Below are 20,864 nucleotides of genomic sequence, written 5' to 3' on the forward strand. Positions count from 1 at the left end.
GGCCCTATGGCCGACCACGAGCGCACCGCCGACACGATCCGCATCGATGCCGGTGACGCCGCCGAACTCCTCGAGGTTCTCGGCTTCATCAGCGACTGGCTCGACGGACCCGACGCCACGCAGCTCGACCAGTCGCTGACGCGCTTCGTCGGCCATCCGGCGGCCTACAGCCGCGATGCCCTACAGGCTGACCTCGACCGCCTCGCGTTCCTGCTCGGCGACGACAGCGACCGCCTCTTCGGCACCAGCGAATAGCACGGAGGTCTGACTGCGCGCGCTGCTACTGCAGCAACCCGATCGGGACCGCCATGCCCAGAAACAGCACGAGCTGATAGGCGCTGTTGATCATAGTGAGTCGACCAGGCTTCTGCTCAAAGCCGTTGTGCTGCACCAGGGTGGACAGCGAGAAGCCGAGCCACGCCACGAGTCCAACCGCCAGGGCGACCCAGAAGGAGTCGGTTCCGAAGAAGCCGGACGCGATGGAGCTGGCGGCTGCGAGAGCCAGTGCGGTGACGACGATCGACGCCACCAGGACCACGAACGGACCCTTGCCACGTCTCGCAGAGTCCTCCTTGCTCACCCCGGTCAGCTTCCGCCAGACGCCACCGGCCAGCCCCCAGTCGCTATACCAGACCCAGGCGATCGCCATTCCGACCACGATCGCGGCCACGACGGCCAGCCAGCTGGCGCTCAGCTCCACGGAATCTCCTCTGCTCGACCCTACGAGAACTTGATATAATCAAGCGTGATGGAAAACGTCAACCAGAAGGCCAAGGGTCCGCGCACCTACGGGCAGTTCTGCGCCCTCGCGCGCTCTCTGGACATCGTCGGCGACCGGTGGACGCTGCTCATCGTGCGCGAGCTACTGCCGGGTCCGATGCGCTACACAGAGCTGAAGATCTCGCTCAAGGGCATCGCGACGAACCTCCTGTCCGAGCGGCTGAAGACCATGGAGGCGAACGGAATCGTCGAGCGACGTCTCGAGGACGCGGGCGTCGTCTACGCCCTCACGCCGCGGGGAGCGGGACTGCGAGAGCCGATGGAGGCGCTCGGCCGGTGGGGCGCGCCGCTACTGGCGACCGGCCAGGGCGACGACGCCTTTCAGCCACGCTGGCTGACCCTGGCGCTGCCTGCCCTCCTCCGCGGCGCGACCGCCTCTCCTCCCGTCGAGCTCGGCATCGAGACGGACGGCTTCCTCATGGCTTTGAGGGTCGACGAAAACGGTCCGAGTGCATTCGTGCCCGATCGCGATCCGGCCTCAGTATTCACTGCCGCTCCCGACGTGGTCGTCGCTCTAGCGGCTGGAGCGATCAGCATCGAGCAGGCCGTCGCCTCGGGAGAGTTCCGGGGCGACTCGAACGTCCTCCGAGCCGCGTTCGTCCCTGTTCATGCGAACGTGACTCCGCTGACCAACGGCGACTGACGACCACGGAGAAGCGCAGGCTGCCGCGGGTGCAAGCATCCTTGCCCTCGGCTGGTGTGGTCACCGGGGGCTCTACTCCGCGCATCGCTACACCGCCGCTCACCCATACGGCGCCGCGGAGAGGATCTCCAGCGCGGCGTGGCCGCGCACCCACAACCCGACGGCCCCGGCCCCGCCCGCGCGGGTGGGCCACCAGGGGTCCTCGGGGATCAGCAGCCGGGCCCCGCACCGGGTGGCGGCCTCACCGTCGACAGCCGCCGCGGCGGCCGCGGCCCGCACCCGCGCCAGGGGCAGATGCGCGGCCAGGGCCTCGGGCACCTCGCCGCGGTCCAGCTGCTCGGCCGCGGCGAGCGCCCCCGCCCGGGCGATGAACTGCTCCAGGCCAGGGGCCGCGGGCTGGTCGACCAGCCGCATCAGGAACGCGCGCGCCGCGCGCAGCTCGGCCAGCGGGTCCGGGCCTGAGGTCGGGGCGGGAATCGACGGGCGAGTGGGAGTGAACATCAGGGCACCTCGCAGGACTGCAGGGGATGGGTGGAATGGGGCGTGCAGCCGGTTTCGCTGATCTGGTCAGCGTTCGGGCTCGAGGTCGAGGTCGTGCGCGGCTTCGCGCGCGGCCCGCTCGCGCAGGGCGAGGCTGGTGTGTAGGTGCTGTTCGTCGTCGGCGAGCTGGCGGCGGGGATCGCCGCCGGCGTCGTCCAGCTCGCCTGCGGCCTCGCGCTGTTCGGCTTCGGCGAGGGCCTGCTCGGCGTGGTGCACGGCCACGTTGGCGTGGCAGATCGCGTTCAACACCGGCAGCGACCGGTCGCCATGGTGGTCGCGGGCGTCGCGGGCGGCCATCAGGTCGTGCTGGGCGTCGTCGAGTGCGGCCGCGGCGCGGCCGACGGCCGGGGCGCGGAACGATCCGTCGGGCATCAGGCCCAGGTCGCGCACGGCGTTGGCCTCGTACCATTCGCCGGGCAGGATGTCGCCGTAGTAGTAGCCCGACCCGGGCGAGGTCTCCTCGCGGTCGGTGATGCCGAGTTCGAGCATGCGGGCGTCGATCTTCTCGTCGAGGTGGTCCCACCCGGCTGCGCTGGTGTCGATCATCGGAGTGGCTCCTGTTCGTCGTGAGGGCCGCGCGCCACCGCGCGCGGGCAGTCACGGCCCCCGGTGTGGGGCCGGGCCGTGGAGGAACTGGGGCACGCGCTGGGGTTGGTCGCCGTGTGTGGTCAGGGTTCGGGCTCGAGGTCGGCCGCGGCCTCAAGCTCGGTCAACTCGCCCCGGTCCAGCTCCCGGGCCGCGCTCCACTTCTCGACCGTGGCGAGGGCCTGCTCGACCGTGGCGAGGTCCCGCTCGGCGTCGGCGAGGGCCTGCTCGGCGCGGTGCACGTCCACCGCGGCGTGGCAGACCGCGTCCAGCGCGGGCAACGACCGGTCACCTCCCTGGTCGCGGGCGGTGCGGGTCGCCGCCAGCTCGTCGCGGGCGGCGTCGAGCTCGGCGGTCCTGCGGGCGAGCATCGCCGGTGCGCGGACTGATTCGCCGAGCAGGCCGAGTTCTTCCCACGTGTAGGGGCGGTTGATGTCCATCGGTGGACTCCTGTTCGTCGTGAGGGCCGCGCACCACCGCGCGGGAGCCGCCGGCCCGGCCCCGGTGTGGGGCCGGGCCGTGCGGTGGCGGGTGGTCAGGCTTCGGGCTCGTCCTGCTCGGGCTCGGCCTCGGTGATGGTGATGTTGTGCGCGGTCGGGATCAGCAGGGCGCTGGTGATCCGGTGCTCGCCGGCGCAGTCCGGGCACGGCACGACCTCACCGGCCTCGTGCGCGCCGGGGACGATGCCCCCGCCGTCGGTGCAGCCGTCGGCGAACTCGACCAGGGTGTGGTCGTCACTGAGCAGCAAACCGTTCTCGATGCGGAACTTCTCGGCCATCTCGGATACCTCCGTGTGCTCGGTCGGTGCGGCTGGAACGCGGCGCAGCCTCAGCACGCCCGGGCCGGGGTCCCGGTAGGGACGGCGGGGATCCGGTGCTGGCCCGACCGGTGTGAGACCGCCCGGCGTGCCCACGACGCACCCGCCCCACCCGCCCGGGTGCACACGCGGCCACGGCCGGCACCGGAGGTCAGGTGGGGCCCACGCCGACGGGGCGCGGCCGCGTCTGGTCGGGGACCCGGCGTACCGGCACCGGCCGCCCACCGGAACCGATCGGCGGTCTCACCCGGTCGGGTCGGCGGCGGATCATCGGCGCTACGCCCCGGCCCGGGTGTGCTGACCTTCGGGCGGTCCAGTCGCACCGACCGAGCACACCCCAGGGGGCCCACCCGGACCCGAACTCGCCGGATGCGGGTGGCTGGTCAGATCAGAACGGGGCGCGGCCCCCGGCCCGCCAGACCGCGGCCGCATCGAGCAGCTCCGCGGCCATCGAGTCACCCCAGCCCTGCACCACCCGCAGCGCGAACACCGCCTCCTGCTGATCCCGCACGCCGCCGCGGCCGCCGAGGAACTCGAGCAGCTCACAGACGTCGCCGTGGTCGGCCTCGGCCGCGGTAGCGACGGTCACCGGTCCGCGGCGCAGGCCGCGGCGCAGCCGCCGGGCCTCCCGGGTGGCCTCTACCGCCGACCGCGCCGCCTCACGGCCCCTGCGCCCGCTCGACGGGTCGAGCAGCCGGCTGGCCCAGTGCCGCCAGATCCGGGTCGTCGAGGGAACGTCGCCGAGCAGCGCTGCCGCCTGGTACACCGCCGGCTCGCCGTCGGCCGGGTGGTCGAGGCCGGGGTGGGGGTCGAGGACGTCCTGGCCGGGGCAGAACGGCTCCCGGCAGGGCTCGCCGTGCTCGGCGCCGCACTCGCGGCAGCCCGCGGGCAGCGGCGCCCTGCCGAGCACCACCACCGTCGCGTTCTCCGGGTCGTCGGGGTCGAGCCGCCCGTAGCGGCCGCACTGACCGCAGGTCACGCTCTGGTGCTCGCTCCAGTCGGGATCGGCCATGATCCGGCCCGCACGATCGGCCGGGTGCAGGACAGCAGACCGGGTCGAGCAGGGGCACCGGTGCACGGTGACCCGGTCCGGGATGAACTCGCCCAGCGCTGCGGGGTCTTGCGCGGGTTCGGTGGTGGGGTCGTGAACGGTCATGTGCTGCCTCCAGGTCGTGGCGGTGGGTGACAGCACCTGCTCTGGGCACGACCGGGTGGGCCCGGGCGGGGGTTCGCGCTGGCCCATCCGGTGTGGGATCACCACTGACCACCCGCCGGCGGTGCCCCGCCGGCGCGGTGATCCCGCCCGGATGGCGTCAGCACGCGGTTCATCGCCTCCGGGGCCCTCCCGGGCGTGCAGGGTGCGGCGATCACCCCCCCGCCACGGCCTCGAGGCGCACCCCGCCGGCTACGTGGTGGTCTCGCCGTTCTCGGGATCGCGGTCGCCGCGCTCGGCGGGGTGGGGGAGGTACTCGATCCGGTCCGCGCGCCCGTGCGGGTTCTCGGTGATCCAGTTGGCGGTCGCGTTGTCGACGGCCTCGGCGGCGGTGCGGCCGCGGACCTGGTCGTCGTGGGTGCGGCCGTCGGGCCAGTGCACCCGCACCCGGTGCCAGCACCCGGTCACGACGCCTCCCCACCCTCGACACCGTCGCCGGCCTCGTCGGCGGGGGGCGTGTGGCGGCGGTCGATACGCCTCGGAGCTCGAGCGCCGTACGCCATCCCCCGGGCGACGGTCCGTTCTGCTTCGACCTGGGTGAACTCGTCGACGCCGATGTGGACCGCGGCGGCGTCGAGCAGCAGGGCGTGGGCGTTGTCGGCGTCGAGTTCCCCGCCACCGACCAGCCGGCCCAGGGTGCGGGCCGCGGTGAGCAGGGTGATCTGGCGCTGGCCCTTCGGCGCCTGTTCGACAGCGGCGGTCTCGCCGGCGAGGATCGCGGCGACGTAGGCATTCGCCCGCCGGGTCGGCAGGACAAGGGGCTCACCCCGGCGCGGCTCCGGCGGCGGGGGAGGGGTCAGCAGGGTGGCCAGCCAGTCGGGCAGCTCGGCGATCCGGCCGTGCTCGGCCACCAGGTAGGCCCCTTCCGGGCGGACACTTCCGGCCCCGACCGCGAACCCGCCGGCGGCCCTGGTATCGACGAGAGGTCCGAGGCTGTGCCCGTGCCCGCCGTGGGTGTTGCGCAGCTCCAGGCCCTCGGGCATCCGGTAATAGAGATGTTCCCCATCGGTCGGGGTGCGCGTCGAGTAGGTGTCGGGCAACGTCTGGCCGTGCCGGGCGGTCAGCTGATCGAGCACCTCGCGGCCAGTGGTCGCCCCGCCCCAGTCAGCGAGGGGTTCGGTGCTGGTGTCGAGGTCGATGACCACGATCCCCGACGGGCCGCAGGCGATCCCGACGTTAAACCGAGCCGATGCGTCGCCGGACCACCAGCGACAGATCTGGGCACGGTCGCGGGTGGCGCGCTGCTCCCATCCCTGATGCCCCTCGGCGCAGATCCCGCGTCGCCGGCAGCGCTCGGCGCTGTGCCGGGGCACGGCCGGGAGCTTGCCCCCGGGCTGGACCGGGAACACGAAGAGCCCGGCGGCGGCCGCGTCGAGCGCGACCCGGCGCAGCCGCACCACCTCCGGATCCTGCCGTCGTGTGCGGCGTCGCGGGCGTGGCATGCGGTGGTCTCCCTCCCGACTCCGAGGAGCAGCATCGCACCGACCGGTCCGGGTGCGGGACATATCAGTGCTGGTCTGGGTGGTCATCAGTGCTGGTCTCCGTTCGTGAGGGCCGCGGGCTGCGCAGCGGGGAAGGTGGGGTGGTGTCGGGCCGCCCGGTGGGGCAGGCCGTATGCGCCTGCCCCTTGGGGCGTGCCGCAGGGTGTGCCGAGGCTCGCGGGTCCAGGGCAGCCCGCCAGGGCTGTCGCGACAGCGACGCGACAGGCGCCCTGGACGCGGGAGAAGCACGCCCGCACCCTCGGCCCGACACCGTCGAGCCAGAGGCAGCGCGGCGTAGCCGCTCCCTCAGCGCGGTGGTAGTTGCTGCAGCTCAGTTGCGGTGGAAGGGGTGCAGGCGGTCCACGTCGAAGGAATCCGACACAGGCTCGGCGGTCGGGGCGGTGTCGTCTCCTGCGGGACCAGCAGCCGCGCGGGCGTCGCCCTCGGTGCAGTGGTGGACCAAGCCCAGATCGTCGTCCTCGACCAAGTGGCCGTCCCGGGCTGCGGCCCAGCACTCCCGGTCGAGCTGCCGGATGGGACGGGGGTCGGTGCCGTCCTCGGCGGCGGCCCGCTGGGCGGCCTGGGCGGCGGCGAACGAACCGGGGTAATGCGGCTGCTCCCACCCGTCGTTGCCGTCGACAATCCAGCACGGGCCGGTGATTCGGGCGACCCACGACGCCGGTGCGTCGCCTCCTGCCCGATCAGCAGCCGCGCCCTCTGCGATCTTCGCCAGGATCTCCGGGACACCCCACGTCGCGTTGACCCCGGGACGGGGCAGCCCGAGCGCCATGCCGATCTCCACCAGCGCGGCGCCCATCCGCTCGTTCGCGTCGAGGAAGTGCTCCTGCATCTCGTCGGGTTCGGCTGCAGGTCGGCCGGCGGACAGCACGGCCTCAGCAGCGGCGGGGGACAAGCACACCGGGCTGTCCTGAGCCATCTGTGCGTCGAGGAGGCGTGTCACCGCTTCTGCCACCTCGACCGCCGCGTCGTCGCGGGCGTGGTAGAGCCGATCCGGAGGGCAGCCCGCCTCGAACTCGGGGTGGGCGACCAGCGCAGCGCGCGCGGTCGCATACTGCGTGACCAGCCCGGTGAGGTGAGTCAGATCGCTGCTCACGACGCCACCGCCGTCAACTCGTCCTCGGCCGCGCTCCAGGACCGCACCGGTGGATCCGGCCGGCCCAGCACCACCGCCAGGGCGGCCGGGTCGACCGTGCCGGCGGCGAGCCGGTCGAGCGTGGTCGTGGTGGCCGGGAAGGTCTCGCGCAGCGCGTACTCGTCGGCGGGCAGCGCATCGTGCAGCGCCTGGCGCAGGACCTCGACGATCGAGCCCTCTCCGGCCAGCATCAGCGCATAGTCGCGCAGCGCGGCCGTGGACAAGCCCCAGTGGGTGTCGTCCTCCTCGTTGTCGGCGGCCGCGTGCCCACGCAGCCACACCGCGGCCTCGTCGATGTGTCCACCTGCGGCGATGGCTGCGGCGAGCGCATCAGCTTCCATGCACGCCATCGTCGGACCGGCCTCGCCGGCGGTCCAGCCGTTACCGAACACCCACGCCAGGTGCGCGATCACGACCTGATCGGTGCTGCTCTGCTGGTTCATGGCAATTCCCTTTCGCATTGGACGGCTCAACGGGTTGCCCCGCACGCGGGGCGGCACGGTCGGCGGCGTTCAGCAGGTGGCCAGGCCGGCCGCGGCCAGGTCGTAGGCGCTCAAGGCAGCCGATGCGTTCACCGTTCGCGGCGGTGACCACGTATCCATCGGCGACCGGGGCGATGCCGAAGGGCTGCGCGCGTTGCCGGGCGCGGTGGCAGCCGTCCGGGCACACGCCCTCGATGAGGGCCAGGCGGGGTATCGGTGAGGCGGACCGGGGCCCGTCGCAGCGCACCCTGCTCTGCGGCGGTGAGCCGGGCGGTGCGGGCGGTGACCAGCAGGTCGACCCGCGATCAGCGCGCGGGTGGGAGCGGCGCCGGTTGAGGGTGGCGACCACGCTCACGAGGCCACCGCCCGATCGGTGAGGTCGTCGAGGGCACAGCGCCAGGTGTCGGGCCGGGCGGCCGCGGCGTAGGCGTGCAGCGTCTGCTCGTCGACCGGTTCCGGGTCGAGCACCTCGACGCTGCCGGCCGGCAGGAACCGCAGCCCGTCCTCGCCGGCGGGCTGAATCCCGACACGCTCACCGGTGCCGCGGGCGTAGCGGTCCGGGCCGATCCACCGGACCTCACCGGTGACCCCGATGTTCTTGCCGCGCCGGGTCAACGACCGCACCCGGCGACCCACCCGGGGTGCGCGGGAGCGCGCCCGCGCGCGCTCGATCAGCTGCGGCGCCAGCTGACGCCGGTACCAGGCCAGAGCGGCCTCGCGGACCTGCGGCGTCGCGTCGACCGACGCAGCGTTGTGGTAGGTCCAGCCCCGCGTACTGGCGTACTCGCGGGTGGTGACCTGCTCGCCGTCCCAGACCACGGCGATGAAGTCACTGTCGTCATAGCCGTTGCGCTCGTAGGTCTCGAGCACCGCCCCCACATGGGAGCTCTGGGGGTCCCCGCAGCCGCGGCCACTGTTCTTGATCTCTGTGGTGCAGGCGGGCCCGCACACGGTGATGGACATCCGATACCTCCCGTGGGATGTGATCTGCCTCGTCAGCGCTGGGGAGATCAGCCCCGGCGGACGCCGCCGGCGGCGGCGTTTCGGCTCAGATGTCGTCGGGCGCGCACGAGCCCCGGCAGGGGGCTCGGGGCGCAGCGCCACGTCCGGTGTCGCCACCGGCGCTCAGGCGCTGGCGGCGGCGAGCCAGCGCTGCAGCGTGCGCGGACTGACGCCGTACTGCTCGGCCACAACGACGCGCTGAGTGCCCTGGCGGACACACGCCACCGCGGCGGCCCGCCGCGCCTGCTGCGGGCTACGCTGCGCAGCAGGCCGGCACGGGGTGCGGGGCCGCGACCGGCGGCGCTCGTCGTCGGTCGTTGCGCCCCACACCCCGACCTCGCCGGACCGAACCGCCCAGTCGAGGCAGGCCGCGGTCACCGGGCAGCGCCGGCACACGGCCTTGGCCTGCTCCACCTGGCGGGCCGCAGGGCGGCCGGTACCGACAGGAAAGAACAGCTCGGGGTTCTCTGCTCTGCAGGGCAGAGCGTGGTCCAGGAAATCCATCACTACTCACCTCGCATGCGGGCTGCGACTGGACCGGCCCCGGGGCAGGGCCGGTGTGGAGACCGGGCGGGGCGCCGCCGCTGTCGGTGGGGCGCCCCGCCCGGTAGCCGCCCGGGGGTCAGGCGACCGGCTCGGGGGCGGTGGTCGACCCGGTGTGCTCGCGCCGGGGCTGGCGCGTGACGGTGATCGCCGCCTTGCGGGTGTCGGCCGTGACGATCTTGGCCTGCACCTCGGTGCGCGCGATCTCGCGTGACTGGCCGTCGTCGTCGGTCACGGTGAACGAGTTGTCGGCCAGCTGGCCGATCACGACGACCGGGTCACCGGAGCCCAGGTTGCTGGCGTTCTCGGCGACGGGACCGAACGCGACCACGTTGAGCCAGAGGGTCCGGCCGTCGCGCCACTCACCGGACTCGCGGTCCTGGTAGCGCTTGTTGATCGCGAGGGAGAACTGCAGCCGCGCCCGCCCGGTGTGCTCGTGGAACTCGAAGGTGGGCTGCTTGCCGATGTTGCCGATGTAGGTCTGGTCGTTCATGGGGTGCCTCCCTGAAGGCGTGTCGGGCTGGTTGGTGACGCGGCCCTGCCTCAGCGCGCCGTGGTGGGGCCCGTCAGGGGCGGCGAGGGTTCGGCCTGGCCCGAGCGGGTGGGATCGGCCGCCAGGCCGACGAGCAACGCGAGCTCGTCTCACCCGCTCGGCGTCGGCGCCGGTTCATCGCCGCGACCCCCACCGCGGTGTGCTGACCTTCGGGCGTCTCCACACCGAGCCCCGACACGTATTCAGGGAGGCACCCGGTGGCGAGCCCCAAACACCAATGACTCCGATGTCCGATGACGTCCGGCCGGAAGCCGGGACCGGCGGGGGAGCCGACCGTGCCGCCTCGCGGCGCCCGCTACCGGGGGTGCCGTACCCCGGCCAGCACGGTTCGGCCCTGGGTGATCGCGTCGTCGACGCCGTAGATGCCCCAGCAGGCCTCGACCTCGGCCCAGGTCCCGCCGCCGCAGGCGCCTGCCGGCCCGGCCGGGCACGGTGCCCACTGTTCGGCGATGTAGCCCACGACCTGCCCGCTCGCCCACTGGTCATAGACCTCGACCTCCCCGCGCAGACAGGCGCGGGCCTGCTCGTCACCCGGGTAGCGACCACCGCAGGCGGTGCGCAGCTCGTCGCGCAGCAGGTAGGCCAGCCCGGCCTGTCCGGAGTCCCACGGGTCGGCGAAGCACCCGACCCGTGCCCCGGCGTGCAGCGCGAGGTCGCCGTGGGCGTAGCCCCAGACCGGCACGACGACGGCGTCGTGGAACACCGTCGGGTAGCGGGCGGCCAGCCCCCCGCCGCCGCGTTCGCACAGCTCCCGCAGCCGGCCGGTGTGGTCCTCCCACGGCAGTGAGTGCCGGGCGAGGTCGAGTATCAGGTGCGCGACGGTGTCCCAGTCGCGCGGCGACTGCGGCGCGTCGTCGGGCAGCACCCGGACCCGCCCACCGGGTACCTCGACAATCTCGATCTCTTCCATGGCTGATGTCCCTTCACAGACGACGACGGGGCGCCCTCCGCGTGTGCGGTGGGCGCCCCCGTCGGGAGTGCAGTGGTGGTGGTCAGTGCCAGATGACGTCGCGGGCCTGGTCGCGGGCGAACAGGGCGACCTCGCGCAGAACGATCAGCCGGTCCTGCAGGTAGCCCGCCTGCCGGCCGAAGTCCACGACCGTGCCGGCCACGCCCCGGTCCTGGACCGGTACGCCGGCATCAGCAGGAGCCAGGGCCAGCGCCAGCTCGACGCGGCCGAGCATCTGCTCGGCCGTGAGCTCCCCGACCAGGGGCGTGTCGGCGTCCGGGGGCGGTGCGGTCGCACCGCCGGGTGGGGGCTCGTGGACGTCGGCTGCGCCGAGCTCGGCGACCAGCCCGAGCGCGCGCAACAGCAGCATCGCGTTGCGGTTGCTGACGTTCAGGCTGGGGTCGGTGTCGGTGCTGTAGTGCACGACCACGAACGGGCGGTAGGCGTGCTCGCCGCAGTCGGGGTCGGTGCAGTACCGGTCATGGTCGGTCAGCCCGGCGACGGCGGCGTCGTAGTCGGCGAAGTAGCGCCGGTCGGTCGGCGGATACGCCGGGCACTCGAGGCTCGCGCCCAGCTCAACCGGGCCGCCGGCGGGCGGGGCAGGGCAGAAGGTGACAGACATGGCGGGCACTCCCAGACGAGAGGGTCAGTAGTCGCTGGACAGGGCCGCGTACTGGGCGGCGGTTTCGAACCGGTCGTGCAGCGGGATCGCCGACCCGCCGCAGCCCAGGTGCGCCGACAGCGCGCGGAACCGGGAGTCGCTGCTGTAGACGAACGCCCCGGAGGCCATCGGCCCGACCCGGTCGGTGCGGGCGAGGTCGGGCACGGCGATGCCGTACATTCCGGCCCGCTCGATCAGCCGCACCGCCGGCGCCTGCTCGTCGGGCTCGAGCACGGCCGCGGCGTAGTAGTCGACGAGGTCCCCGACCAGGGTCACGCGGGTGACCCGCCCGGAGATCCCGCCGTTCGAGCAGTCGGGCAGGTCCGCCGCGCGCAGGATGCTGACCCGCAGGCCCCGCCGGGCGTCCTGCGTGCCGGTGTTCGGCGTCAGGGCGTTCGTGGTCCGGGTGTTCGTGGTCATCTGGCCTCTCCTGTGGTGTCGGGCTGGTGGGTGACGCGGCCCTGCCTCAGCACGCCGCGGTGGGGCCCGACCAGGGGCGGCGGGGGTTCGTGCTGGCCCGAGCGGGTGGGAACCGCGCCAGCGGTCCGAGCCCCGGGCGAGGCTCGTCCCACCCGCTCGGTGTCGGCGCCGGTTCATCGCCGCGGACCCCACCGCGGTGTGCTGACCTTCGGGCGTCACCCACCGAGCCCCGACACCCCGAGAGGGTGTGTTCACCCGGCGCGGGCGATGGCCAGCAGCGTGTCCGGGGCGGTGAACCAGGCGCGCACGACATCGCTGGCGTCGTGCTTGTCGAAGCGGGCGGCGAGGCGTTCGAGACCGCCGGGCATGCGCACGTCGATCTCGGCGACCAGGTCGGTGATCGGGTAGTCGAACCCGGCACCGCCGTAGAGCTCGGCGTACTCGGCCAGCGCGAGCTGTTGGAACAGCTCGTGGTCGGCGAGCCCGCGCACCCCCTGCTCGATGCCGGCGTCGGGTGTGGGCAGCTGATAGATGAGGGCGTCGTTGAGCGCGACCTGCATCGGTGGGTTGTCCGGGAACTCGGCGGCCAGATCCGTGGTGTCGATGCTGATCCGCAGCAGCGGGCCGGGCTGCCAGTACGCGCTGACCAGAACGTCGCCGACGCGCAGCGCGGGGCGCTGGTCGTCGGTGGTCTGCGGCAGGAACTGGGCATCGCGGTTGAGCTGGTCGTGGACGTGCTCCGTCTGGGGCATCTCGATCTCCTTCGTGAAGGGTGCGCAGACACGCCCGGGCGGGACGGCTGTGCCGCCCCTGCCCGGGTGTGTGGTGGGTGCTGGGTCAGTCGGACTCGTCGTCCGGGAGGTCACCGGGCTCGGCGCTGTCGAGCTCGGCGGCGGTGTCCGGCTCGCAGTCGGGGGCGGGCCCCGCGGCTGCGTCCTCCTCCTCGTCCGCGTCGCCGCCGTCGGCGTTGTCGCCCGGGGCGAGGGTGGCGGTGTGGTCGGCGTTCGGGTCGAGGGCGAGCTGTTCGACCTCGCAGAGCGTGTAACCCCAGTCGCGCAGCTGGGACAGGTAGCGCTGCGTGGCGGGGTCGGCGTTGCGCCAGTTGCCCTGGTGAGTGCCGGCCTCGTAGGCGCCCAGCACGAACGCCAGCGACAGCATCGTGGCCCGGGCGGTACTGGTGGCCCGGGCGGCCTCGGCGAGCGGGTTGACCCGCCCGCTGTAGTAGCCGCCGCCGTCCGGGGCGGCGAGCCCGAGCAGCTCACAGGCCAGCGAGTTGCCCGACTCCATCGCCTTGCGCAGGGCGTGGGCGCCCTGGCCGAGCTCGGCGGCGACATAGACTGCCGCGCCCTTCGGCGCGGACTTCTTGGCCAGCAGCTCGGCCAGCCACTCCCGGCGCACGGTCTCCGCGGAGGCCCAGGCCTTGTTGTTGGCGATCACCCGCCGCCGCTCGATGCGCGCCGCTTCCTTGTCCCGGGCTTCGCGTGCCGCGCGCTCCTCGTCGCTCTCACTCGCACTGCCACCGGCGGCTCCCGTGCGGGTGCGCATGCTCTCGCGCAGCGGGGCGTGCCCGTGCGCGGTCGGGTCCAGGCACAGCCAGTTGACCCGGGCCTGGTGGCCCTCGCCGTAGCGGCGGAAGGTCACGATCTCGGCGGCGTGGCCGGGGCAGTCCTGGTGGGTGTCCTCCTCGATGCCGGTCCCTTCCGGGTCGTCGGCGCTGGGTCGCAGCCAGGCCAGCCCGGTCGCGGCGGCGTAGCGGTCGTCGTCGCGGTCGATGACGGTCACCCCGGCCTGGGTCAGCTCGGCGACCGCGGCCGCATGCACCTGCTGCGCGGCGCGCTCGTCACGCAGCCGCTGCGCGACGTGGCCGAACTGGCCCGGCTCCCGCACCGCGACGGTGGTGAGGGTCTTGACCGCCTCGTCGTCGTCCTCGAACTCGGCGATCATCGACATCTGCACCAGGTCCAACTCGTAGCGGGACCCGATCGCAACCGCCCGCGTGCTCTGCGCGGCCTGGGTGGTCGCCCGGACCCGATCGGCCTTGGTGCGCACCACTTTCGCGATGTCGGCCGGCTTGAACCCCAGCCCGAGCAGCTGCTGGTGCGCCGCGACTTCCTCGGCATCAGCGATCCCACGCCGATGCTGATTCTCGACCAGTTGTTCGACTATCCGTTCGGCCTGCCCGGCCCGGTAGTCCTCGCTGCCGGTGTCGACGTCGTCGCCGTCCTCGGAGGCCGGTTCGGGGGAGATGATGACCGGCACCTGGGACAGACCGACCCGGACCGCGGCCAAGGTACGGCGCTGACCGGTGCGCACGATCAGGGTGCCGTCGCTGGCGCGGCGGCGCACGGTGATCGGTTCCTGTACCCCGCGGTCGCGGATCGAGGCGCAGAAGTGCGGGTCGAGGTTCGCGTCGAGGCGGGTGTTGACCTCCAGCTCCAGGGTGTTCGGGTCGACCAGCGCGAGGCGGCCGAACGCCGCCGCGTCCAGCACAGCCGTCTCGGGGGTAGGGGTCGGTTCTACGGTCATCAGACCTCCCACAGGGGAAAGCGGCCCGCCCCGGGGCACGCGTGCCCTGGGGCGGTGCGCCCCGCGAAGCCCGGGGGCGCACCACGTGGCTCGGGCAGCGCCGGGGGCCGGGCCGGCGGGGGTTCTGCCGTGGTCACCCCGGTGTGGACCCGCCCGGCCGTGCCCTGCCCACCTGCTGTGTGTCGTGGGGCGGGTTCACCCGGGGGGATCGCGCGGCAGGTTCATCGCCGGTTTCGGTCCCGGAGCTGCCAGCGTGTGTCCGTCCCCTGGCCGGGGGGCGGACACAGCCGCTGAGCCGACCCTCACTGCACCTGTGTCAAGCCCCGAGTTTTGTAGAGGGATTTCTATCTGGGAATTGATGCCAACGCTCGAGCAGGCTGGGGCGTGTCATGGCAGGTGTGTAAGCCATGGGTGGGCCAAGATCGACCGCAGTGATCAACACAGCGGTCGGGAAGGACACCCACGTGAGCGAGAACCAGCCCGACCCTGACGGCGAGACTGCAGCGGCTCGCCGGCTCGCCGAGGCCCTCGACCCGTCGGCGATCGACGCGCTGTTGGCCGACGCGAAGGCCGCCGGCACTCCGATCGACGGCGTCGACGGACTGCTCAACCAGATGACCAAGGCCGTGCTCGAACGGTCGCTGCAGACCGAGATGACCCATCACCTCGGCTACGACCGCGACGACCCCGCCGGCCACGGCACGGGTAATTCCCGTAATGGCAGCTCGACCAAGAAGGTGGCGACCACGAACGGGTCGGTGACGATCAGCGTGCCGCGCGACCGCAATGGCGAGTTCGAGCCGCAGATCGTGCCGAAACGTGCCCGTCGGATCGGCCAGATCGATGAGCTCGTGCTCTCCTGTTATGCCCGCGGAATGTCGACCCGCGACATCGAAGCGCATCTGCAGGAAGTGTACGGAGTGGAGGCGTCGCGGGAACTGATCTCGAATATCACCGATGTCGTGACCGACGAGATCGAAATCTGGCGGAATCGGCCGGTCGACGAAGTTTATCCGATCGTCTATATCGACGGTATCCGTATCAAGGTCCGGGACAAGGCCGCGGTCACGATCAAGAGTGCGCACCTGGTCATCGGTGTCGACGTGGAAGGCCGCAAGCACGCGCTGGGCTGCTGGATCGCCGAGACCGAGGGCGCGAAGTTCTGGCACTCGGTGCTCACGCAGCTGCGCAACCGCGGGCTGCGCGACATTCTGATCGCTTGCTGCGACGGCCTGAGCGGTCTTCCTGAGGCCATCACCAGCGTGTTCCCCGACACCGTGGTGCAGACGTGTGTGGTGCACGTGATCAGAAACGCGATGCGGTTCGTGTCCTATCAGGACCGGAAGAAGATCGTGAAGTCGATGCGCACGATCTACACCGCGCCGACCGTCGAGGCGGCCGAGCTCGCACTGAAGGATCTGGACTCCGAGTGGGGACGCCAGTACCCGGGCGTGATCGACGTCTGGCGCCGCGCATGGAACGACTTCATCCCGTTCCTCGACTACCCACCGGAACTGCGGCGCATCGTTTACACCACCAACGCCATCGAATCCATCAACTACCAGCTCCGGAAAATCACCAAGACCCGCGGGCACTTTCCCTCCGACGAGGCAGCGATGAAGCTACTCTACCTCGGACTCCGGAACATCTCGAGCAGAAGGGGAGGTGAATCCGGAACTGGAACACACGGCTGGAAAACGGCTCTGAACACGCTGGTCGTCCTCTTCCCCGGACGACTTCCTCTGTGATACATTAACGGCATCAGCCACCCGTGGCTTACACGGGAATCGTGACAGGCTCAATTGATGCCAACGCTCGAGCAGGCTGCTCCGCGTGGACTGCTTCGAACTCGACGGGAGGAACGTGCCCGATCTCGCCATGAAGACGGCGATGGTTGTACCAATCGACCCACTCCGCGATCGCGACCTCGACATGCGACACATCCCGCCACGGCCCGCGATTGCGGACCAACTCAGCCTTGAACAATGAGTTCAAGGCCTCCGCCATCGCGTTGTCATACGAGTCACCACGTGACCCGACCGACGCGACAGCATCCTCCACCGCGAGTCGCTCCGCGTAACGCACGGCACGATACTGAACTCCGCGGTCGCTGTGATGGACCAGACCAGACAGATCAGCACCATCACGCCGACGCGTCCAGATCCCCATCTCCAACGCATCGATCGCCAGCGCCGTGTACAGCCTCGTGGACACCTGCCAGCCCACGATCCGACGAGAGAACACATCCAGGACGAACGCGACGTACACCCATCCGGCGAACGTCCGCACATACGTAATGTCCGCGACCCACAACTGGTTGACCGCCTCTGCCGTGAAGTCACGATTGACGAGATCCGCAGGTCTGCTCGTCTCCGGTGCCGGTTTCGTCGTCCGGGGCCCCTTCGCTCGGCTCACGCCGCGGAGTCCTGCCTTTCGCATCAGCCGCTCGACGGTGCACCGGGCCACCTCGTGGCCCTGCCTGCGCAGCTCGGCATGGACCTTTCGCGCCCCGTAGACGCCGTAGTTCTCCTCATGCACCTGTGTGATCTCCTGCGTCAGCTCCTCGTCCCGCTGCTGCCTGGCTGAAGGCTTGCGGGTGCGGTGGGCGTAGTAGCTGCTCGGGGCGATCTGCAAGATCCTGCAGATCGGCTCGACCCCGTGCTCATCCCGGTGCGCGTCGATGAACGCGCACATCACCGCGAGGGGCGGTCGAGCTCCGCCGCGAAGAAAGCCGATGCCTGCCGCAGGATCGTATTCGCCCGCCGCAGCTCGCGGACCTCCCTCTCGAGTTCGGCCATCCGGGCTGCGTCGTCCGACGTGGTTCCCGGTCTGAGTCCTTCATCGATCTCAGCCTTCTTCACCCACGTCCGCAGCGCTTCAGGGTGGACACCGAGTTGCTCCCCGATCCGACGGAACGCGCCGGCTCGAGTCGCCGGGTCCTGTCGCGCATCAATCGCCATCCTTGTCGCTCGCTCGCGTAGCTCGTCAGGGTACTTCCGTGGTGCGACCATGCCGCCCATCCTTCCGGGTTAACGATGTCTCCATCAAACCCGGGGCGATTCAGCCCCAACCCTGGCAGTGACCTCCGCCGACGACCCGTACGCCACGCTCGAAGCAGTCGACCGCGCGTTGTCTTATAGCCCTCGGATTCGCCCGTACGTGTGGGAGTTGCGCCCCGAGGACCTCGGGGTTCACGAGATCGGCCACTTCGGCTTGTTCCACAGCCGTTTCCGCAGCAGTTTCTGGCCAGCCACGGTCGACTGGTTGTGCCACGGGACCCTTCCGGGCAATGGGCGCGAAGAGCCGGTGCCCGCAGGTCCTTGGCCATGACTCTCGATGGTTCCTTGGATTACATACGCGTCGTGAGCCGGTCGATCGGACCGGTGAGCCCCTATCCGAGATGGGATACTCGCGACGTGCCCCTCGACTGCCCCGTCGCCATAGCTCGGCGGACTTGAGCAGCAAAGCCCCGGTCCCTGAACCCGTTTCGCACTGAGAGAAAGAAGTCGTTCCATGAGCCTCCATCCCGGCGGCGCGAATCGCCCGGTGGCAATTGTGACAGGCGGTACGCGCGGCATCGGACGCAGCATCGTCGAGGTGCTCTGTCGCGACGGATTCGCAGTCGTGTTCACCCATTCGAACTCCGATGCAGACGCCAGAGACGCCGAGAAGTGGGGCCGTCTGCGGGGCTACTCGCTGCGCGCTGTGCGTCTCGATGTCACCGACGACCACGCGCCGCAGACACTACTCGATCGTGCCGAGAGCTTCGGACAGGTCGCTGCCCTCGTCAACAACGCCGGAATCACCGGCTCAATAGGTGCTTTCACCGACCTGACCGACGAGGACTTGCGACGGGTCATGGAAGTGAACCTGGTCGCTCCTACTCGCCTGTGTCGGGAGATCATCCGCCGCTGGACGAGCGACGAGTCAATAGGGCCATCAGCGTCCGGCCGCAGCATCGCGAACATCTCCTCGATCGCGGCTCGCACGGGCTCTCCCGGAGAGTATGTCGCCTACGCCGCAGCGAAAGCCGGTGTCGAAGCCTTGACCACTGGGTTGGCCCGGGAATTTGGTCCGGTCGGTATTCGCGTCAACGCAGTATCCCGGGTTCCGCAGCTGGTGTTGAGCCTGGACACGGAATCTAGGGTGTGACCTGCGGGAACGCGAGAAGCCGCCCGGACAGGCGTGTGTCCAGGCGGTGGTGTTCGTGCTGGTCAGGACGTTGCAGGCGGGCCGAGTTCGATGATCTTCTTCGGTGCGTTGACGACGAGCTTGCCCAGGATGTCGCGCTGGGTGGTGGTGAGCTCGGTGCGTTGCCGGAAGGTGCCGGCGGGGCCTTCGAAGGTGCCGACGTGGAGTTCTTGCAGGTCGTCGCGGACCTGGTTCCAGGTGCGCCCGGTGGTGGTCTCGACGATCCGGACCAGCAGCAGCGCGAGCCAGCAGAGGATGACGTGGGCGCGGATCCGGTCCTCGAGTCGGTGATAGACCGGGCGCAACTCGAGGGTGGTCTTCATGTCTCGCCAGCCGCGTTCGACCTGCAGGAGCTGCTTGTAGCCCAGCGCGATGTCCTCGGCCGAGATGGTGGGGTCCGAGCAGCGCAGCAGGTACTTCCCGTCCAGGTGTGTCTCGCTGGTGACCTTCTTCTTGTCGACGCGGAGCAGCCCGCCGGGTGTGGTGCGCAGGTACCGGTTCAGCCCGGGCATGGTGGAGATCCGTCCCCGCAGCTCGGCCCGTTTCTCGGCGGTCAGCCGGTCGCTGGCGGCGATCAGCGCGGCCAGCTTGCCGGTCATGACCTCGCGCAGCGCGGCGTCACGCTCGGCCTGTTCGGGGTTGAAGCAGAGCACGAACCGCTCATCGTCGGCGATCCGTACCTCTTTGACCTGCAGGTTGTCCCGAACATGCTGGTAGCGGCCCGGTCGGGACAGCGCCGCGGTGGCCTCCGCGGAGCCGGAACGCAGCTTCTCGCCGATGATGTAGTGCCCGCCGCCGCGGCGCAGCTCCCGGCGGTTCTGGGCGGAAGAAAAGCCGCGGTCGGCGACCCACATGACCCGGGCCAGGGTCCAGTCCCGCATGTCGGCGCGGGCCTGGCGGATCAGGGCGGAGTCGGTGGTGTTGCCCGGCCAGCACCACACCCGGACCGGGATCCCGGCCCTGGTGACGGCCATGCCGATCACGACCTGGGGCAGGTCGTCGCGGGAGTCCTTCGACTTGCCGTAGGTCCGGAACCCCACCGGGTCGCCTGCGGTGTCCCCACCGGCCGTGCCGGTGCCGTCGTCGCCGACCGGGCCGCTGGCCGGGTCGCCGGCCAGGTCGGGGACCGGGCGGCCGTGGGCGTCCCGGGCGACTGGGTCGTCGGGGCCTTCGGTCTCGAAATAGGTGGAGGTGGTGTCGAAGAACAGCAGGTCAACCTCGTGATCGAGCAGCGTGGCGACCTGCCAGAACACCTCCCGCTCCAGATCCGGTGCGATCTCGAGCAGCCAGTCCATCGCCCGGTAGCAGGCATCGTCGCTGGTCTCGGGCAGGCCGTCGATGTGGCAGCGCCGGTTGATCCACCCGGCGGCGGCCAGCTTCGAGCCCGGTTCCAGTGCCCGGTTCGCGACCAGCGCGAACAGCACCCGCTCGGTGCGCGGGTCACGCTTGCACCCGTCCAGCAGCCGTGCCATGACGGTGTCGATCCCGAGCCGGCGCCACAGCGCATCGAGTACCAGCGTGCCGCCGACCGGGCGCGACGAGGTGAACGCCAGATCCCCCGGATCGGCACCGGACGATGTCCGCAGGGCGGTGGCCGGATCGAGTAGCCGGGAGAGCGACGCGACCAGGCGCTTGATGGCGTCGCGGTCGAGCTGGTCCTCGCGGCCGAAGCTGTGCAGCACCTTCGGCCGGGACGTCTTCGTGGCCGGGTCCCACTCGTTGTGCGTCAACTGCAGGTACCGCACGGCTGCGCCGTCCTTGTTTCGCCGTGTCGCCACCCGTACGTGCACGTGTCCAGACGATACACGAATACCAGCAGTTCAACGATTCGAACATCTATCGAACGTGTGTCCAGGACTTCTGCCGGTATCAGGCCTACTACGACACACTGACCTGGGACGATACCGCACCGTGTGTCCAGATCGGGCCATCAGCTGCGGAACGCGGGAGTATCGCCCGGCACCACCGACACCACCATCCACGCCCGCGCGGGAGAGCCGGGGCGAGCTCAGAGAGTCGGGGCATCGGTTCCGCTTGGCCGCCCTGGGAATCCGGTTGAGATCGCCGAAGCCGTCACATGGCTGCTCTCACCCCGTGCCTCCTATGTCACCGGTGCAGTGCTGAACGTCTCGGGGGGACTATGAATCACTAGACTGGGAAAGCCCGCGGAATTGCTCACTCCTGCATCGGTCCGGGCCGGCTGCCCGGGTCCGACTCCATCCAGAGAGACGTGATCTCCGCAACAGGAGTGAGGTGCAGCTGCGCACCTGGATCGAGGCCGTGGTCGCCGAACCGCAGGACCATGAGGGCATCGGGCTCCTGCAG

General features: G+C 71.0%; 23 protein-coding genes, 1 other RNA gene, 3 pseudogenes and 1 other annotated feature. Of the genes and pseudogenes, 5 read left to right on the forward strand and 22 right to left on the reverse strand.

The features are described 5' to 3' along the window. The first annotated feature begins 6 nt into the window (after positions 1-6). Entirely contained in the window at positions 7-255 is a 249-nt protein-coding gene (locus Pdca_RS34555) for a hypothetical protein (RefSeq protein WP_085915798.1), read from the forward strand. Between the two features lie 25 nt (positions 256-280). Here the strand turns inward: Pdca_RS34555 and Pdca_RS34560 are convergent, their stop codons facing one another. Beyond that, positions 281-700: a DUF1761 domain-containing protein gene (locus tag Pdca_RS34560; protein ID WP_085915799.1), complete on the reverse strand. Its 420-nt coding sequence runs from the start codon at positions 698-700 to the stop codon at positions 281-283. A 48-nt stretch (positions 701-748) separates the two neighbouring features. On the opposite strand from Pdca_RS34560, the gene Pdca_RS34565 reads away from it, so the two are divergent. Then, on the forward strand, positions 749-1,423 hold the full coding sequence (locus Pdca_RS34565; protein ID WP_085915800.1) for a winged helix-turn-helix transcriptional regulator: 675 nt from the start codon (positions 749-751) through the stop codon (positions 1,421-1,423). 99 nt (positions 1,424-1,522) lie between these two features. On the opposite strand, the gene Pdca_RS34570 is transcribed toward Pdca_RS34565, so the two are convergent. The 19 genes and pseudogenes from Pdca_RS34570 to Pdca_RS34655 all read right to left on the reverse strand — a co-directional run bounded on the left by Pdca_RS34570 (position 1,523) and on the right by Pdca_RS34655 (position 14,348). Further along, the gene (locus Pdca_RS34570) at positions 1,523-1,924 is read right to left on the reverse strand and encodes a hypothetical protein (RefSeq protein ID WP_174824354.1); all 402 of its coding nucleotides are present in this window, start codon (positions 1,922-1,924) and stop codon (positions 1,523-1,525) included. 66 nt (positions 1,925-1,990) lie between these two features. After that, positions 1,991-2,509, reverse strand: coding sequence for a hypothetical protein (locus tag Pdca_RS34575; protein ID WP_085915801.1), 519 nt, complete (start codon positions 2,507-2,509; stop codon positions 1,991-1,993). Positions 2,510-2,631: 122 nt separating this feature from the next. After that, a complete protein-coding gene (locus Pdca_RS34580; protein ID WP_085915802.1) occupies positions 2,632-2,988 on the reverse strand; it encodes a hypothetical protein in 357 nt (118 codons plus the stop codon). A 95-nt stretch (positions 2,989-3,083) separates the two neighbouring features. After that, positions 3,084-3,326, reverse strand: a complete 243-nt coding sequence (locus tag Pdca_RS34585; RefSeq protein WP_232021775.1) for a hypothetical protein — start codon at positions 3,324-3,326, stop codon at positions 3,084-3,086. Positions 3,327-3,753: 427 nt separating this feature from the next. Next, entirely contained in the window at positions 3,754-4,521 is a 768-nt protein-coding gene (locus Pdca_RS34590) for a hypothetical protein (RefSeq protein WP_232021776.1), read from the reverse strand. Positions 4,522-4,770: 249 nt separating this feature from the next. After that, positions 4,771-4,986: a hypothetical protein gene (locus Pdca_RS34595; protein ID WP_085915804.1), complete on the reverse strand. Its 216-nt coding sequence runs from the start codon at positions 4,984-4,986 to the stop codon at positions 4,771-4,773. Then, the gene (locus Pdca_RS34600) at positions 4,983-6,020 is read right to left on the reverse strand and encodes a bifunctional DNA primase/polymerase (protein ID WP_232021777.1); all 1,038 of its coding nucleotides are present in this window, start codon (positions 6,018-6,020) and stop codon (positions 4,983-4,985) included. Before Pdca_RS34600 ends, Pdca_RS34595 begins: the two co-directional genes overlap by 4 nt. 370 nt (positions 6,021-6,390) lie before the next feature. Next, positions 6,391-7,173: a hypothetical protein gene (locus Pdca_RS34605; protein ID WP_085915806.1), complete on the reverse strand. Its 783-nt coding sequence runs from the start codon at positions 7,171-7,173 to the stop codon at positions 6,391-6,393. Continuing rightward, on the reverse strand, positions 7,170-7,655 hold the full coding sequence (locus tag Pdca_RS34610; RefSeq protein WP_085915807.1) for a hypothetical protein: 486 nt from the start codon (positions 7,653-7,655) through the stop codon (positions 7,170-7,172). Before Pdca_RS34610 ends, Pdca_RS34605 begins: the two co-directional genes overlap by 4 nt. A 390-nt stretch (positions 7,656-8,045) precedes the next feature. Continuing rightward, positions 8,046-8,657: a hypothetical protein gene (locus tag Pdca_RS34615; protein WP_085915808.1), complete on the reverse strand. Its 612-nt coding sequence runs from the start codon at positions 8,655-8,657 to the stop codon at positions 8,046-8,048. A gap of 18 nt (positions 8,658-8,675) precedes the next feature. Beyond that, positions 8,676-8,743: hammerhead ribozyme type II (locus tag Pdca_RS34620), an RNA gene on the reverse strand. Between the two features lie 76 nt (positions 8,744-8,819). After that, positions 8,820-8,936 (reverse strand): annotated as a pseudogene (locus Pdca_RS37385) (helix-turn-helix domain-containing protein); the annotation flags it as partial. Positions 8,937-8,978: 42 nt separating this feature from the next. After that, positions 8,979-9,200, reverse strand: a pseudogene (locus Pdca_RS37390) (WhiB family transcriptional regulator); the annotation flags it as partial. Positions 9,201-9,318: 118 nt separating this feature from the next. Continuing rightward, the gene (locus Pdca_RS34630) at positions 9,319-9,732 is read right to left on the reverse strand and encodes a single-stranded DNA-binding protein (protein ID WP_085915810.1); all 414 of its coding nucleotides are present in this window, start codon (positions 9,730-9,732) and stop codon (positions 9,319-9,321) included. Between the two features lie 355 nt (positions 9,733-10,087). Beyond that, a complete protein-coding gene (locus Pdca_RS34635; RefSeq protein WP_085915811.1) occupies positions 10,088-10,702 on the reverse strand; it encodes a hypothetical protein in 615 nt (204 codons plus the stop codon). 82 nt (positions 10,703-10,784) lie between these two features. Beyond that, on the reverse strand, positions 10,785-11,363 hold the full coding sequence (locus Pdca_RS34640) for a hypothetical protein (protein ID WP_085915812.1): 579 nt from the start codon (positions 11,361-11,363) through the stop codon (positions 10,785-10,787). A gap of 24 nt (positions 11,364-11,387) precedes the next feature. Next, positions 11,388-11,822 carry a hypothetical protein gene (locus Pdca_RS34645; RefSeq protein WP_085915813.1) on the reverse strand — a complete coding sequence of 145 codons (435 nt, stop codon included), beginning with the start codon at positions 11,820-11,822 and terminating at the stop codon, positions 11,388-11,390. A gap of 251 nt (positions 11,823-12,073) precedes the next feature. After that, the gene (locus tag Pdca_RS34650) at positions 12,074-12,574 is read right to left on the reverse strand and encodes a hypothetical protein (protein ID WP_085915814.1); all 501 of its coding nucleotides are present in this window, start codon (positions 12,572-12,574) and stop codon (positions 12,074-12,076) included. 85 nt (positions 12,575-12,659) lie between these two features. Next, on the reverse strand, positions 12,660-14,348 hold the full coding sequence (locus Pdca_RS34655) for a ParB/RepB/Spo0J family partition protein (protein WP_085915815.1): 1,689 nt from the start codon (positions 14,346-14,348) through the stop codon (positions 12,660-12,662). Positions 14,349-14,755: 407 nt separating this feature from the next. Here Pdca_RS34655 and Pdca_RS34660 point away from each other — a divergent pair, with 407 nt between their 5' ends. Continuing rightward, on the forward strand, positions 14,756-16,096 hold the full coding sequence (locus Pdca_RS34660; RefSeq protein WP_373865525.1) for an IS256 family transposase: 1,341 nt from the start codon (positions 14,756-14,758) through the stop codon (positions 16,094-16,096). A 28-nt stretch (positions 16,097-16,124) separates the two neighbouring features. Here the strand turns inward: Pdca_RS34660 and Pdca_RS34665 are convergent. Further along, positions 16,125-17,359 (reverse strand): IS3 family transposase gene (locus Pdca_RS34665; RefSeq protein ID WP_232021778.1). Its coding sequence is split into 2 segments (ribosomal slippage): positions 16,125-17,080 and positions 17,080-17,359, totalling 1,236 coding nucleotides; the frame shifts between segments, so codons are not numbered across the junction. Beyond that, positions 16,968-17,081 (reverse strand) — a sequence feature (AL1L pseudoknot). Its footprint overlaps the gene before it by 114 nt. A gap of 502 nt (positions 17,360-17,861) precedes the next feature. On the opposite strand from Pdca_RS34665, the gene Pdca_RS34670 reads away from it, so the two are divergent. Beyond that, entirely contained in the window at positions 17,862-18,500 is a 639-nt protein-coding gene (locus Pdca_RS34670; RefSeq protein ID WP_125911732.1) for an SDR family NAD(P)-dependent oxidoreductase, read from the forward strand. 62 nt (positions 18,501-18,562) lie between these two features. Here the strand turns inward: Pdca_RS34670 and Pdca_RS34675 are convergent, their stop codons facing one another. After that, entirely contained in the window at positions 18,563-20,329 is a 1,767-nt protein-coding gene (locus Pdca_RS34675; protein WP_085916930.1) for an IS1634 family transposase, read from the reverse strand. 156 nt (positions 20,330-20,485) lie between these two features. On the opposite strand from Pdca_RS34675, the pseudogene Pdca_RS34680 reads away from it, so the two are divergent. Next, a pseudogene (locus Pdca_RS34680) lies at positions 20,486-20,683 on the forward strand (SDR family oxidoreductase); the annotation flags it as partial. Positions 20,684-20,864: the final 181 nt, after the last annotated feature.

It is taken from the genome of Pseudonocardia autotrophica, assembly GCF_003945385.1.
Classification (GTDB): Bacteria; Actinomycetota; Actinomycetes; order Mycobacteriales; family Pseudonocardiaceae; genus Pseudonocardia; species Pseudonocardia autotrophica.